General features: G+C 64.9%; 13 protein-coding genes. 7 read left to right on the plus strand and 6 right to left on the minus strand.

All coding sequences use genetic code 11. The features are described 5' to 3' along the window. The first annotated feature begins 17 nt into the window (after positions 1–17). The 3 genes from ACQPZ2_RS27955 to ACQPZ2_RS27965 all read left to right on the plus strand — a co-directional run bounded on the left by ACQPZ2_RS27955 (position 18) and on the right by ACQPZ2_RS27965 (position 2025). The gene (locus tag ACQPZ2_RS27955) at positions 18–386 is read left to right on the plus strand and encodes a hypothetical protein (protein ID WP_433521179.1); all 369 of its coding nucleotides are present in this window, start codon (positions 18–20) and stop codon (positions 384–386) included. Between the two features lie 320 nt (positions 387–706). Then, complete coding sequence (locus ACQPZ2_RS27960; RefSeq protein WP_433521180.1) at positions 707–1492, plus strand: alpha/beta fold hydrolase; 786 nt, start codon at positions 707–709, stop codon at positions 1490–1492. 98 nt (positions 1493–1590) lie between these two features. Further along, entirely contained in the window at positions 1591–2025 is a 435-nt protein-coding gene (locus tag ACQPZ2_RS27965; protein ID WP_433521181.1) for a GlcG/HbpS family heme-binding protein, read from the plus strand. Positions 2026–2067: 42 nt separating this feature from the next. Here ACQPZ2_RS27965 and ACQPZ2_RS27970 read toward each other — a convergent pair whose 3' ends face one another. Then, positions 2068–2370: a hypothetical protein gene (locus ACQPZ2_RS27970; protein ID WP_433521182.1), complete on the minus strand. Its 303-nt coding sequence runs from the start codon at positions 2368–2370 to the stop codon at positions 2068–2070. A gap of 10 nt (positions 2371–2380) precedes the next feature. Further along, positions 2381–2692 (minus strand): hypothetical protein, encoded by a 312-nt coding sequence (locus ACQPZ2_RS27975; RefSeq protein ID WP_433521183.1) that lies wholly within the window; start codon positions 2690–2692, stop codon positions 2381–2383. A gap of 693 nt (positions 2693–3385) precedes the next feature. Between ACQPZ2_RS27975 and ACQPZ2_RS27980 the strand changes: the two genes are divergently transcribed. After that, complete coding sequence (locus ACQPZ2_RS27980; RefSeq protein WP_433521184.1) at positions 3386–4627, plus strand: hypothetical protein; 1242 nt, start codon at positions 3386–3388, stop codon at positions 4625–4627. On the opposite strand, the gene ACQPZ2_RS27985 is transcribed toward ACQPZ2_RS27980, so the two are convergent. Continuing rightward, positions 4624–5331, minus strand: a complete 708-nt coding sequence (locus ACQPZ2_RS27985) for a 2'-5' RNA ligase family protein (protein WP_433521185.1) — start codon at positions 5329–5331, stop codon at positions 4624–4626. The genes ACQPZ2_RS27980 and ACQPZ2_RS27985 overlap by 4 nt on opposite strands. Positions 5332–5337: 6 nt before the next feature. Further along, a complete protein-coding gene (locus tag ACQPZ2_RS27990) occupies positions 5338–6120 on the minus strand; it encodes a transporter substrate-binding domain-containing protein (RefSeq protein ID WP_433521186.1) in 783 nt (260 codons plus the stop codon). Between the two features lie 106 nt (positions 6121–6226). On the opposite strand from ACQPZ2_RS27990, the gene ACQPZ2_RS27995 reads away from it, so the two are divergent. Further along, positions 6227–6508, plus strand: a complete 282-nt coding sequence (locus ACQPZ2_RS27995) for a YggT family protein (protein WP_433521187.1) — start codon at positions 6227–6229, stop codon at positions 6506–6508. A 2-nt stretch (positions 6509–6510) separates the two neighbouring features. Next, on the plus strand, positions 6511–7269 hold the full coding sequence (locus tag ACQPZ2_RS28000) for an alpha/beta hydrolase family protein (RefSeq protein WP_433521188.1): 759 nt from the start codon (positions 6511–6513) through the stop codon (positions 7267–7269). Positions 7270–7317: 48 nt separating this feature from the next. Here ACQPZ2_RS28000 and ACQPZ2_RS28005 read toward each other — a convergent pair whose 3' ends face one another. Then, positions 7318–8124 (minus strand): SAM-dependent methyltransferase, encoded by an 807-nt coding sequence (locus tag ACQPZ2_RS28005; RefSeq protein WP_433521189.1) that lies wholly within the window; start codon positions 8122–8124, stop codon positions 7318–7320. Between the two features lie 297 nt (positions 8125–8421). On the opposite strand from ACQPZ2_RS28005, the gene ACQPZ2_RS28010 reads away from it, so the two are divergent. Next, the gene (locus ACQPZ2_RS28010) at positions 8422–10062 is read left to right on the plus strand and encodes a putative bifunctional diguanylate cyclase/phosphodiesterase (RefSeq protein WP_433521190.1); all 1641 of its coding nucleotides are present in this window, start codon (positions 8422–8424) and stop codon (positions 10060–10062) included. A 5-nt stretch (positions 10063–10067) separates the two neighbouring features. On the opposite strand, the gene ACQPZ2_RS28015 is transcribed toward ACQPZ2_RS28010, so the two are convergent. Next, entirely contained in the window at positions 10068–13538 is a 3471-nt protein-coding gene (locus ACQPZ2_RS28015) for a protein kinase domain-containing protein (protein ID WP_433521191.1), read from the minus strand. Positions 13539–13825: the final 287 nt, after the last annotated feature.

Here is a 13825-nt window from a genome sequence, read left to right on the forward strand (position 1 = left end):
AGAACCGAGGAGAGCCGATGAGTATCACACCGATTCAGCCGCGGGCGCTCAATGAGCTCGAGTCCGGCGTCGTGACCAAGCTGCTGTCGTCCGGTGCCGCCGGTGCGGGCGAGTTCCTGTCGCAGATCCCGTTCGCGCAGGTCGTCGCGACCTGGGGTGTCGGTTCGCCGAGCGTTGACCTAGCGGTGCTGCCCGGTGCGGCGCAGGCGTCCGGATCGACGGACGGGATCTTTGCCAGCGGAGCGGTCACGGACCGGAACGGGGCACCTGTCGGTGAGGTCATCCTGTGGGTCGAGAACGGCAGGCTCAGCGGAATCGAGTACGCCTGGTATACGGATGTGCGCCCACGAGCGCTGCCCGAGCCTGCTCGGATCGAGGTTCTGTAGAGCTGTCCTCAATTCGGGCAGAACCTAGTTGCCGCGTCATGCAAGGTAGGGAATCTGGCGCAGGTTTCACGACTGATGTCAGCAATTGTGTCGGCGCGCAGCACATTACACAGTTTCGACAGGCTCCGTGTTGAGAAAGGCCCCGCCCAGGTCCCAGGGTGTCCTGCGCGGTCCACAACTGCTGGAACAGCTTGGCGGATTTCGCTCGCAAAGGGAATTCTGCAGAGCAGTTCGGCGCACGCAGGCCCGTTGAGGTAGACCTGTACCGAAGCGACATCGACGAGGAGACAGGCCATGAACGTCAATGCGGGACGCGTCCGATGAGCGGTGAGCCGCTTGTGCTGTTGCATGGTGTGGCGATGTCGGCGCGGGTGTGGGATCCGTTGATTCCGCAGCTGTCTGCCCAGTACCAGGTGCTCGCGCCGACGGCGCTGGGGCATCGGGGCGGAGCGGCGGTGTCGCGGCGGCCCGCGCGGATTGCCGATTTTGTCGACGAGGTAGAACGGCTGCTCGACGAAAAAGGTTGGGCAACAGCGCATCTGGTCGGCAACTCACTCGGCGGGTGGACTGCCGTCGAGTTGGCGCGCCGGGGTCGTGCACGCACGGTCTGTGCGCTATCACCGGCCGGATTCTGGGATGCGGGCGGCACCGGGCACGCCGATTCCTCCGCGACCATCGCGCGCAACGTCGCCTTCGCGCGCCTGACCCGGCCGCTCGCACCGCTGACGCTGCGGTCATCGCTGGTGCGACGCTCGGCCTTGCGGGTCATCGCCGAACACGGCGATCGCCTCGAAGCGTCGGCGGCCGCGGGCATCGTCGCCGATCTGCTCGGCTGTACGGTCACCGATGATCTACTGAACACCCGAGATGCGATCGCGGATTTCGAGCAACTACCTTGTCCGATCACCGTGGCTTGGTCGCAGGCCGACCGCATCTTTCCGGTGGCGGTCAATGGCACGATCGCCCAGCAGCGCCTGCCCGGTGTCACGTTCGAGGTTCTGCCCGGCGTCGGGCACGTTCCGATGATCGACGACCCCGAGCTGGTCTTGCGCACGATCCTGACCTGCACCGCAACCGGTGAGAATCCATCCTCGGAAACTTCCTGACTCGGGCGCCGCACGAATCGCCTACGCCCGCAATCAGAATCGGCACGGCCGAGGCGCCCGCCGTTGACGGCCGAGGCTATCGTCGTTAGTTTTGTGTCGTGTCTGATACCCCGCGCTTTCCGGGACTGAGGTCGGCCGATGCGGATTGGTTGGTGCAAACCGCGCTTGCGGTCGGTGCGGAACGAGGGTTCCCGCCGCTGGCGGTAGCAGTTGTCGACCTCGCGGGTGAGGTGTTCGCGCTGCGGCGCGGCGACGGCGGTATGCCCATGACCAGCCGAATCGCGGTGGCCAAGGCGCGCACCGCGCTGCTTGCACTGCGGCCCTCCGGCCAGATCGAACTGCCCGGCGGGATCGTAGACAGCATCCAACACCTCTACGGCGGCGACTTCGTCCCGTGGGCAGGCGGTGTTCTGATCACCGACGGTGACTTGATCCTCGGCGCCGCAGGCGCATCCGGAGCCCACGCCCTCGAAGACGAAGCAGCCGTGCAAACAGCGGTGCAGCGGTGGCAGGACAACCGTTCCGCTGAATAGCCGGAAGGTGTCAGCCGATCCAGTCGGTAGCAGCTGATTGCTTCAGATTCCCAGAGTTGCCAGCATCCAGTCCTCGGCCGCTTTGAGATCGTTGCCCGGAATGGCTCGAGTGGCGTAATGCGGCTTGCTGACCCAGCGGCGCGAGCCGGGGCCGGTCATCGGCCGCACCACCCAGCGACCGAACTCGCGGCGCACGCCCTGGTACCCGCCACCGGTGTCCTGCGGATGCAGCCTCCGCCGATGCGGCAGTGCCAGCGCCACGGCATGCACTACGCCGGTCAGCCGGTCGCGCATGCTGACCGGGCCGATGTAGTCGGCGTAACGTTGTCCAATCGGCAATCCCATGTCTCCCCTTCTATCCGCATTCGGCGGCTGTGACGACCCGCGTTGTGTTACATGGATTTTCACCTCTATCATTAATCCCTTTATCGCGAACGCTGGTCGGCTGAATCGTGATTGCGTCGGCTTTGTCGAGTTCGACGTCCGAGTCCGATACCCAGCCGTCGACAACTCGGCTCAGGGAACCGTCTGCGCCCTCGTAGATCGGTGCGCTATCGGTCGGAGCAAGGTCGAGTTTGTCTTGGGTGTCTGCGTTGAAGGCGGCGAGAAGCGCCCGTACAGATGGCGCGATTTCTTGCGGACAGGACAGAACGAGATCGGACAACATCGCTACGCCTCCAAAGGATTTGGAATGTCGGCTGTACAAAGAAGCGCAGACCAGTAGTCATCGCGAAGGGCGTCCCACAGGTCTTCGTGCTGAGGAAGTAACTCGCGAGCAGTAACCAGATCCGGATACGGCTCGAACACGATCGTTCCGGGTTGTGCTTCCGGAACTAGCGTGTGTAAGGGCAGGCGATATGCGGTGAACGATTCGGAGCTGAATTGTGCGCGCAGGATGCGCGGAGCACGATCCGCCAATTGCCACACCGCAGTCTTGCGGTTGTCCTGGGTTCGCGTGGTACGCAACCTATCTCGACGCATCATTCTCTCTCGTAGTTGGTGCGCCCGATGCCGGGGGACGCGACACCCCGGCACCGGGACGACTGCAGGGCTGGTCCGCCCATTCGCGGACCGCACATGCGAACCGTCCGATCACATCGGCCGGGGCTCCGGTGTAGCCTGCTGGCGGTCCGACGAACGGATCACGTTGCGGCATTTTCGAATTGGTCATGGTTTCGCCCGTCGTGGTGTGGCCGAGACACCCGGTGTCGGGATGCATACAAACCATCTCTCCAGTTCCCGGGAGATTGAAGCCACACGACCGCTACGGAACCTCTACGCTGCGACTACGGACCGGACGATTACGGGTGAGCGAATCGCGATGATCGTGACCAGATGGACAGGGGTCGAGGTTAAAGTCATGCGCCTGGCGGCCCTGCGTATGACGCAAAAGGAGTTCGCCGAGAAAATCGGGTGCACCGAAGCGGTCATACGCAAATGGGAAAGCCGGGGTGCCACCGCAACTCTGGCCGGAGAGTATGCGGCAGCGATGGATACGCTCTTGGGGCGCCTCGATGAACACCAGCGTCAGCGGTTCGAGGCGAGCATGACGGATATCCCCGGAAAGCCGGTGGCTCTCCCAACCCCACTTCGATCAGTCGACGCCGACGGCTTCGAGACCGGCCTCGAGATTGCCGCACGAATACAGCGACTCGGGGACCTCCACGCCGATGACGACATAGCTGCGGTTTTGGCGCTCACCGTCGATGATCTGGTCGACCGTTACGAGCTCGAAGGCCCGCGTGTTCTCGCGCCGGAGGCGGTCGCGGCGCGCCGCCGAGTTGAGGAGTTGCTGCAGCAGCGGCGCCATCCGGCGCAGATCGCGCACCTCTACCGGCTTGCGGGACAGTTGTCCGGTGTCCTCGGATATATGGCGGTCAACCGAGGGATGTTCGGCCGCGCCAAGATGTATTGCCGGGAGGCATCTGCCATCGCGACACGTACGGAGGACCGCGATCTGCAAGCTTGGGTGCTGGGCACCGAGAGCTTCTGCGCCTATTACGAAGGACGCTTCATGGACTCGGTTGCGCTTGCGCGCGAAGGGATCCGCCTGTCGGGCCAGAGTCCTCAATCAATTCGTCTGTTCTCGAATGGTCTTGCCCGTGCGCTCGGCAAGCTGGGTGACGCGGCTGGAGTCGCGGAGGCGATCGACCGCGCGACCGAGATAGCGACCCGGCACAAAACCGGGCTGGGGCTGACACCAGCCCTGACGTTTGCCCCATACGGCGAGGCTCGACTCATGGCCAACGCGGCGACTGCCTATCTGTCGGCTGGCGACTACGAGCAGGCGTTGCAGTTCGGTCAATATGTCGAAGATCGCGTCGACGAATCCGACTCGGTCTGGAGTCGGTCACTGGTCCGTCTGGATCTTGCGACGGCGCTCATTCAGCGACAGTCTGTAGAGGTCGAGCAGGCTGTGCGGTTAGGGCTGGAAGCGCTGGCTGCATCGACTGACCGGCCGATCCGGTCGGTGTGGCAGCGTGCGCACGAATTGGGCGACGTAATCGGGGCGATATCGACTTCGGCGTCGCGGGACTACTTGCGAGCCCTGCACGATTGGTCGTCGTCGGCGCGATCTTTCGCGGCGCCAGCGGGTGGCTAGCGCGCGAACGGGATGATCGCGTGGTCGCGCCAGACGTACTGTCTGCCTTCGCGTCGCAGTTCGACAAGGTGCACATCCTCGACCCGGACCGTCACCGGTGCGAGGTCCCGCAACTGTTCGACTGCGTCGACGAGACCGTTGGCCGCCTGTTGTTCGTTGATGTAAGCGATTCCGAGATGTGGTCGGAATTCTGATGTTTCAGTCAATTGACTGCTCGGACGAACCGCGGCGGTGCATTCCCTGAGCGACTGGTGGAGCTCGAGCAAAGGATCCCATGGTGCAGCCGAAAACCTGATGGCACTGCGAGATCCGGCGAGAGGCCCGACGGTCAGGTCGAATGAGTCGACCCCGGCAAGCCGCTGACGAGCGAGTTCGGTCAATCGCGTGAGCTCGGTATCGGATACCTGATCGGTGTTGCCGATGCTCAGCACGGTGACGTGCAAGCTGTCCAGGGGCACGTGGTCGAGGGTGTCGGTTCCGAGTTGAACCTGGCACTTCGAGGCCAGCTCGGCCAGTGTCGGATCACTGAACGTCAGGTACCAGTAGAAGCCGGATCGGCCAGGTGCCCACCCTTTCAACGTCCAGTGGTCATGGAGTTCGGTCAGCTGACGGAACGCCGTCCAGTCGTTGCTCCGGATGACGCCGGGCTCTGATATCGACGTCGGACGTAACGGGGGAAACGGGAGTTTCGACGTGCTGGTCATGGCATGTCAGCCGATCCAGTCGGCAAGCAGCTGACTACTTCTGCCGGTGCGGATTTCGGATTCGAGCCAGGTGTTGACGACGGTGTTGAAGAGGGTGTCGCCCTTGGGCAGGAGGTAGGCCTTGGGGGCGGAGTCGAAGGGGGTGTCGGGGTGGAGGACCTGGAGGGTGGGGTGGGTGCGTTGGCGGTAGCGGCCCTCGACCGAGTCGGTGACGAAGACATCGGCGTTGTGTTGTTCGAGCTGGTCGTAGATGGTGAGGTTATCGGGCCAGATGGTGAGTTGGGCTTCGGGGAAGTTGGTGCGGGCGAAGGCTTCGTTGGTGCCGCCGCGGTTGACGATTACGCGGACCTCGGGGCGGTTGATCTGGTCGACGGTGGCGTAGTCGGCGGCGTCGGTGCGGCGAACGACGGGGGTCTTGCCGTCGATGGAGGTGGGGATGGAGAAATCGGCGACGACACGGCGGGCGGGGGTGTCGGAGATGCCGCCGACGGCGATATCGCAGCGTGCGAGGAAGTCGTCGGTCAGGGTGGACCAGGTGGTCGGAATCCATTGCGGGACAACATGCAAGGTCGCGGCGAGGTCGGTGGCGAGGGTGATGTCGACGCCGCGGTAGGTGCCGTCGTCTTCGCGCAGGGTGTAGGGCGGGTAGTCGCCGGTGGTGCAGACGCGCAGCACACCCGACTGCTGCACGGTGATCAGGTGCGATGCCTCCTGGGCGGTCGCGACCGGCCCGGTGGCGAGCAGCCAGGTCAGGGTCGACAGGACGGCCAGCGGCAGATATCGGCGCATCGGGACAGGCTAACCGACCTGATAGTCGGCTGAGAACCCGGCGAATGGGACACTTCCCAGCCGGTGCCGACCGTTGATACTGGTAGACACCACGAAGGAGTGCGACATGACCCTTATCGGCACCTTGCTCGGGTTAGCCCTGACGGTATTCATCCTGCTGCTACTCGCGCGGCTGGTACTCGATTGGGTGGGCGTGCTTGCCGATGGCAGGCATCCCCAGTGGGTGAATCGCGCCCGCGACCTGAGCCACAGCGCGACCGAACCGGTGATCGCCCCGGTGCGTCGATACCTGCAGCCGGTTCGACTGGGCGGCCTCTCCATCGACCTGGCGTTCACCGTCGTGTTCATCGTCGCCTTGGTCCTGCGTTCGATCTTCTTCAGCCTGTAGCGATGGAATCCGTCGCCTACGGCCCGCACCGCGACCAGGTGGCCGACCTGTACCTGCCCGCAGCGGACGGTCCGGCACCGCTCGTCGTGGTGCTGCACGGCGGATTCTGGCGAGCGCAATTCGATCGCGAGCATGCCCGGCCGGAGGCGCAGGCCTTGGCCGCCCTGGGCTATGCGGTTGCGAACCTCGAGTATCGCCGGGTCGGTGACGGCGGCGGTTGGCCAACAACCTTCGACGATGTCGCGCGAGCACTCGATGTTCTGCCCGGATTGATCGAAGATGCACGGCCGGACCGCATCGACCGGAACCGCATCCTCTACATCGGACATTCCGCAGGCGGACATCTGGCGTTGTGGGCGGCACTACGGCATCGGCTGCCGAGCGAAAGTGCTTGGCGCACTGCGGTTGCACCGCGAGTGGCCGGTGTCGTGGCCTTGGCGCCGGCGGCGAATCTGGCCGATGCCTATCACCGCGGCAATGGCCAGGGCGCGGTCGCCGAATTGCTCGGCGGCGGGCCACCAGACTTTCCCGAGCGCTACGCCACCACCGACCCATCGGTGCTCGGCACCGCCGACATCCCCATCGTTGTCGTACACGGCGATCGGGACCAACGCCTGCCGATCGAAATGGCGCGCGAGTACTGCGCGAAATCCGGCGCCGAACTCGTCGAACTGCCGGGCATCGGACATTTCGAACTCATCGATCCCGATTCCACCGCATGGCCTTTCGTCGTGCAGGCGCTGCATCGGTGCCTGCACTGACAAGGTGCGCGCCGTCAAGCGTGCCCGGGTAGTGCGCGGCAGTAGAGGTCAGATCTTGCGGGCCACACCGCCGTAAGCACCGGATTCCTCGGGCACGGTACCGATATCGTCCGGATTGTCGGGCCGCCACAGCGGCAGATGCACCAGTCCGGGTTCGACCAGCGACCACCCGTCGAAGTATGTGGCGATCTCGTCCTTGGACCGCAGCATGATCTCGGTCGAGGTGCGGCCGGATAGCTTCTGCGCCTCCAGCACTTCGGTCGGCTGCCCATCGGAGGTGGCATGGGTGATCGCGAGGAAACTGCCGCGACCAACCGAATCTCGCAGGGCGGCAACGCATCCGATCGGATCGGCAGCGTCGGCGACGAAATGCAGCACCCCGAGCAGCAGCACCGCGACCGGCTGGTCCATATCGATCAGCTTCGCGACCTGAGGGTCCGCCAGAATCACATCCGGTTGGCTGATATCGGCTTGGACGACCGCCGTGCGCGGATCGTCGTCGAGGATGGCGCGACTGTGTGCGACCGCGACCGGATCGATATCGACATAGACCACCCGCGCCGACGGATCACGCCCCTGAGCGACCTCGTGCACATTGCCGACCGTCGGAATCCCGGACCCGATATCGAGGAACTGATTCACCCCCGCATCCACGAGGAAACGCACGCACCGCCGCAACAGATCCCGATTCGCCCGCATGGTCTCGGCGATATTCGGCGTGAACGCCTCGATCTGTCGCGCCAACTGCCGATCGATCTCGAAATTGTGCATGCCGCCGACGAAATAGTCGTACACCCTGGACGCACTCGGCCGGTCCAGATCGATACCCTCGGGAGCCCAACTCGGTCTGGTCATGAAAACCTCTCGTACCGCGCATATTTCGATCGCCCCCACACCGGCGAAACCGCCGCCATCGTATACCGGACGTCCCCACCACGCGCGCCGCCGAAGGTACCGGATCTGCCGCCGCACCCCTGGGTCAGAACTCCGGGAACGGCGGTGTCTCCCAACGTCATCGGTCGGGAGAGCGCTGTAAGATCAGGTCTCATGGGTTGGGAAGCCGGGCCCGGTTCAGGAGACGGCTCGCGCGGCGACCTGACCGGACGCTGGACTGCCGCGCTGACAGGTGGGGCGCGTGATCATGTGGTACCGATGAGTGCGAATGAGGCGCGCATGCTGCTGACGCGGCTGGCTATGGAGTTCGAAACAGCAACGCAGACAACCGAATCCGCCGATCGGGTGGCCGAGTTGGGTGCGGAGCTGGCGCGGTCGCATTTCGTCGGCGACGAGGTGCTCGGACGCAGCATCGCGGCGCTCAGCGCGCATTTCACCGAAGCGGGCACCATCGCGGCGGATCGGCTGCCCGAATTGCTGGCCGCCTTCACAAACGGGTATATCCGCGCATTCCGGGCGTGGCTGCTGGCCGAGCAGGAGAGTGTCCGCGCCGCGGAAATCGCCGCCCGCCGCGCCGTCGCCGAACAGTTGCGCGCGAGTGAGGCGCGGCTGCGATACCGCGCCCACCACGATCATCTGACCGGCCTGCCGAATCGGACGAAATTCATCGACACGCTCGCCGCCGCCTTCGCCGATCCGAGCGCCGACTTCGGCCTCTGCTATATCGACCTCGACCATTTCAAACTCGTCAACGACACCTTCGGGCACGCATTCGGCGACCAACTGCTCATCCAGGCCGCCACCCGACTGCGCGCCTGCGCCCGACCCGGCCAATTGGTGGCGCGCATGGGCGGCGACGAATTCGTCGTCCTGGTCCCGCAATCCCGGGAAACCGCGGCCGCGGCCGCGAAGCAAATGCTCGACGCGTTCACCACACCCTTCGACATCGACGGCCACCACCTCACCGTCACCGCGAGCATCGGCGTCATGGAGGGACGCACCGAACACACCACCGCCGATGAACTCCTGCAGGCCGCCGACACCACCATGTACTGGGCCAAGGCCGCGGGTCGCGGCCGCTACGCGGTCTTCGACGCCGATCGCGGTCGCCGCGAACACACCCGCGCCGAACTCTCGGCGGCCATGCCCGCCGCCCTGCTCCGCGACGAACTGTTCCTGGACTACCAGCCCATCGTCGCTCTCACCGACCAGCGGATCGTCGCGGTGGAGGCGCTCGTGCGCTGGCGGCATCCGCACCTCGGCGTACTCGCCCCGGCGCAATTCGTGGATCTCGCGGAGGACAACGGCCATATCGGCGCATTGGGCGCGCAGGTGCTCGAACGGGCGTGTCGCGACAGCCGGGACTGGCACGACCAATTTCCGGGCCGGACGCCGATCGTGAGCGTCAATGTTTCCGCCGCCGAGGTCGCCGACCCGACCTGGCTGGATCGGGTTCAGGACGTCATCGCCGAGACCGGCATCCCACCGGACCGGCTACAACTCGAACTGACCGAGCGGGCCTTCATGCACACCACCGGTCGCCCGCTCCAGGCCTTGCGCACGTTGTCCGCGGCGGGGGTCCACATCGCCATCGACGATTTCGGCACCGGATACTCCAATCTCGCCTACCTGGGCCAGTTGCCGCTCGATGTCGTCAAACTCGCGGGACCGTTCATCCGCTGCATCCGCACCCCGGAATCCCCCGGTGCCACCGATCTGCTGGTGCTCGAATCCATTATCGAACTCACCCATGCCCTCGGCTTCACCCTCACCGCCGAATGCGTCGAAACGCAATATCAGGCCGATCGACTGGAATCGCTCGGCTGCGACAGCGCGCAGGGCTGGCTTTTCCACCGGCCCATGCCCGTCGAGCAGATCACCGAACTACTCGCCAGGTGATGGCATCAGATTCTTTGTGTCGCATGAGCATTGACCAATGTGAGCAGGAATTCCGTTGGCACGTCGGGCCATTCGGGACGCCAGCGTCCGGCGAGCTGATCTTCGTGCACGGCCGCGAGGGTGGCGACGACGTGTGGTCCCCCGTCCAGCAGATAGCGAACCGAACCGAGTTCGGCGCACTGGGCGGTTACCGTGGCCAGCAGAGTCTTTGCCGCATCGGTGCGGCCCGCGGCGGCGAGGCAGGCGATCAACATTCGGCGTGCTTTGAGCAATTCCCTAGGGCGCTCGACGGATTCGAGCAGATCCACCCATTCCTGGGCCCATACGCAGGCGAGTTCGGTCTTCTCCGGTACTTCCGCGGCGAGCAGCAGCCGGATCGCGGTGAATTCCTCGTACAGAACGGTGAATTCATCGATCGCGTCGATCGGCTCGCGGCGGTTTCCGTAGTCGACAACGGGCAGCGGACCGAATTCCGGATGCGGCGGCAATCCCAATCGCAGCCGCTCGTTCTCGACCTCGGCGCTCAGCCGCGGCAATGACATCGAACGCGCGACGCGCGCACCCTCGTTCAATCGGCGAATAGCGGCCGCTCGATCGCCGCGCAAGGCTTTGACACGGGCCCCGACGACATAGCGCGCCAATTTGAAATCGACGACACCCGCCTCGGGCCCCAGCTTGTAGCCCTCGTCGAGCAGTCGCTCCGCATCCGCGACTTCCCCACGCTCGTAAAGCAATTCGCCGAGCAGGGATCCGGCCAGCCGCGCGCCGTAGGAATGGCTGCCACCGGACTGCTTGGCCACCTTCATCGCCTTGCGGAAATACTGCTCGGCACTGGCGATATCGAGTTGCAGGCTCGCCGCCAGCCCGAGAAAGCACAGGCCGTGAATGTTGTTGTAGAAGCCCTTGTTCTGGCGCATGTACGGTGCGGACCACTCCTGGATGCGCAGCGCCTCGTCGAAGTCGTAGCGATAACCCGCGGTGAAGGTGGCGACATTCGCACCGATCGCCACCACATACGGTGACAGTTCCTCGGCCCGGAAGAAGCAGGGCGCGAGCATGTCGTCGACTCCGGCCAGCGCATCCGCGCGCACCGCGACCACCGCACGCACCACACCGGCTTCGGCCCGCAGTCGCGCGGTGCCGCCTTCGTCGAGTCCACCGTGATCCAGCGTCGATTCCGCAAGGCGCAGTGCGCGTTCGGCCGGTCCGGCCCGGTGCAGCAGGATATTCGCCCAGGCCAGATCCAGTTGCAGCCGTGGATGCGTTTCGATGATGGTCGCGGGCAACTTGTTGACCAGACCGATGAGACTGGCGAACTGCCCGTATTCCAGCAACGACATCCCGTCCCGCTCGACGATCTCGATGGCCCGCTGCCCATCCCCCGCCAACAGTGCGTGATCGACCGCCTCGCTCACATGCCGATGCTCGGCCAGCCACCGGGAAGCCACCCGGTGCAATTCGGTGATCCGTTCGGGCCGATCGCGTTCCAGCCGCTGCTGCAGGAAATCCTGGAACAGGTGGTGATAGCGGAACCAATTGCCGTCATCGAGCTTGCGCAGGAACAGATCCTGCAGTTCGATCTGCTCCAGCATCGCCTGCCCGTCCGGTACGCCGGTGAGCGCGGAGGCGAGTTCACCGCAGATCCGCGGCGTGATCGAGGTCGCCACCATGAAGTCGAGCGTTCCGGGTTCGAGGGTATCCAGGACGTTCTCGACCAGGAACTCGCTGATGGCGTGGTGGCGACCGGTCAGATGGCTGATCAGCTCGCCGGGGTCGTCGCTGCCGCGCAATGACAGTGCCGCCAGTTGCAGTGCCGCGACCCAGCCTTCGGTGGATTCGGTGAGATCCTCGATATCGGCGCGATCCAGATCCAGTCCGCCCAGCTCGACCAGGAACGTATACGCCTCCGCGATGTCGAAACGCAATGCGGTGGGACCGATTTCGACCAGTTCGTCGCGGGCCCGCATCGAACTCATCGGCAGCCCGGTCTGACTGCGGCTGGTGACCACCAGATGCAGTGCGGGACTGCAGCCTTCGAGCAGGTACCGCAGTGCGCGGGTGGTGGCTGGATCGGTGGCGCAGTGCCAGTCGTCGATGACGACCACGAGTTCCTCACCGCGCCGGTCGATATCGTTGATCAGCGAGGTCAGCACATAGCGTTCGGATTCGTCGCCGTGCTCCTCGAGCAGTTCGCCGAGTTCGCGGGCCAGCGAGGGCCTAGCGGCGCGAATGGCTTCGATCAGATGCGAGAGGAACCAGACGACATTGTTGTCGTCGTGATCGACGGTCAGCCAGGCCACCGCAACGCCATCAGCGGTCAGTGCCTCGCACCATTGGGCAGCGAGGGTGGTTTTGCCGAATCCGGTGGGGCCGTGGATAACCGCGAGCCTGCGATTGCGTCCGTGGCGCAGCAGTGCGATCAGGCGCTGGCGATCGACCAGCGGACGGTTGGCCACCGGCGGCCGCAAGCGGGTGGCGGGTACGGGTGGGGTGATGGTCGATGACGTCGCCGAGGTGCGGCGGCGGCCGGAGGTCGGTGTCGGCGACGGCCGGTGTCCCGCGGGTTCGGCGGCGGGCAGCGGGACCGGCATATCGTCGGGCGGCAGGCCGTGCCGCTCCTGGATCTCGCGCAGTTGTGCACCGAATTCGGCTGCGCTGGAAGGTCGTTCCGCGCGCTCGCGGGACATCGCGCCTTCGATCGCGGCGGTCACGTCCGGGGGCAGGCCCGCCTCACCGAGATCGGGTATCGGCTGTTTGGTGATGCGCAGGAACTGGGCGACCAACTGCTCGCCGTTGCGTCGCTCGAAGACCGCGTGACCGGTGCTGGCGCAGAACAGAGTCGAGGCCAGGCTGTAGATATCGGAGGTCACGTCCGGAACATGGCCCTGCAGCACCTCGGGTGCGGTGAAGGCGGGTGAACCGGTGATCGTGCCCGCGGTCGTCTCGAAGCCGCCGACCAGCCGGGCGATGCCGAAATCGGCCAGCTGCGGTTCACCGTATTCGGTGAGCAGGATATTGCCGGGTTTCACATCGCGGTGCAGCAGGCCGCGTCGGTGCGCGGTCTCCAGCGCGCCCGCGATTTTCACCCCGATATGCAGGGCGTCCTGCCAGCCGATCGGACCGTGCTCCTGAATGCGGGTGTCCAGTGAGCCGTGCGGGTGGTACGGCATCACGATGTAGGGCCGTCCGGTCGCGGTGGAGCCCACCTCGAAAACGCTGACGATATTCGGATGACCCGACAGCTTGCCCATGGCGAGCTGTTCACGGACAAAACGTTCGAGATTCTCCGATTCCAGATCGGCGGTGAGCACCTTGATCGCCACCATGCGCTCGAGGGCGGGCTGGGCACACCGATAGACAACACCGAATCCGCCACGTCCGATCTCGGCGGCATCGGTGAACCCGGCGGCGGCCAGCTCTGCCGCGAACCCTGAGGTGAGGTCGCGTTGCGTGGAAAGCGGATCGATATGCGACACGACGACCCCGATTACAACTACCAGCTAGCTACTTCGAGCATATTCCCGTCGCGACGATTCCGCGCGCGCTCGGTAGGATGCCGCCGCAATTGCCTGCGGTGCAGGCGATCCTGATCGGCGAGTGTCCGGCCACCGAAACTATTCCCGGTCCGCACACCGGAAGGCTACCGGTTGGCGAACTGTGTCACGCCTCTTGGTAGCCGCCGACGTGGCGCAGCAGCTGTGCGAGATTCATCCTGGGCAGTCCGGCGCTGGCAGCGTCGGATCGGCGCTCTCGACGAGCGATG

The organism is Nocardia pseudovaccinii (genome assembly GCF_050942345.1).
In the GTDB taxonomy this organism is placed as follows: Bacteria; Actinomycetota; Actinomycetes; order Mycobacteriales; family Mycobacteriaceae; genus Nocardia; species Nocardia pseudovaccinii.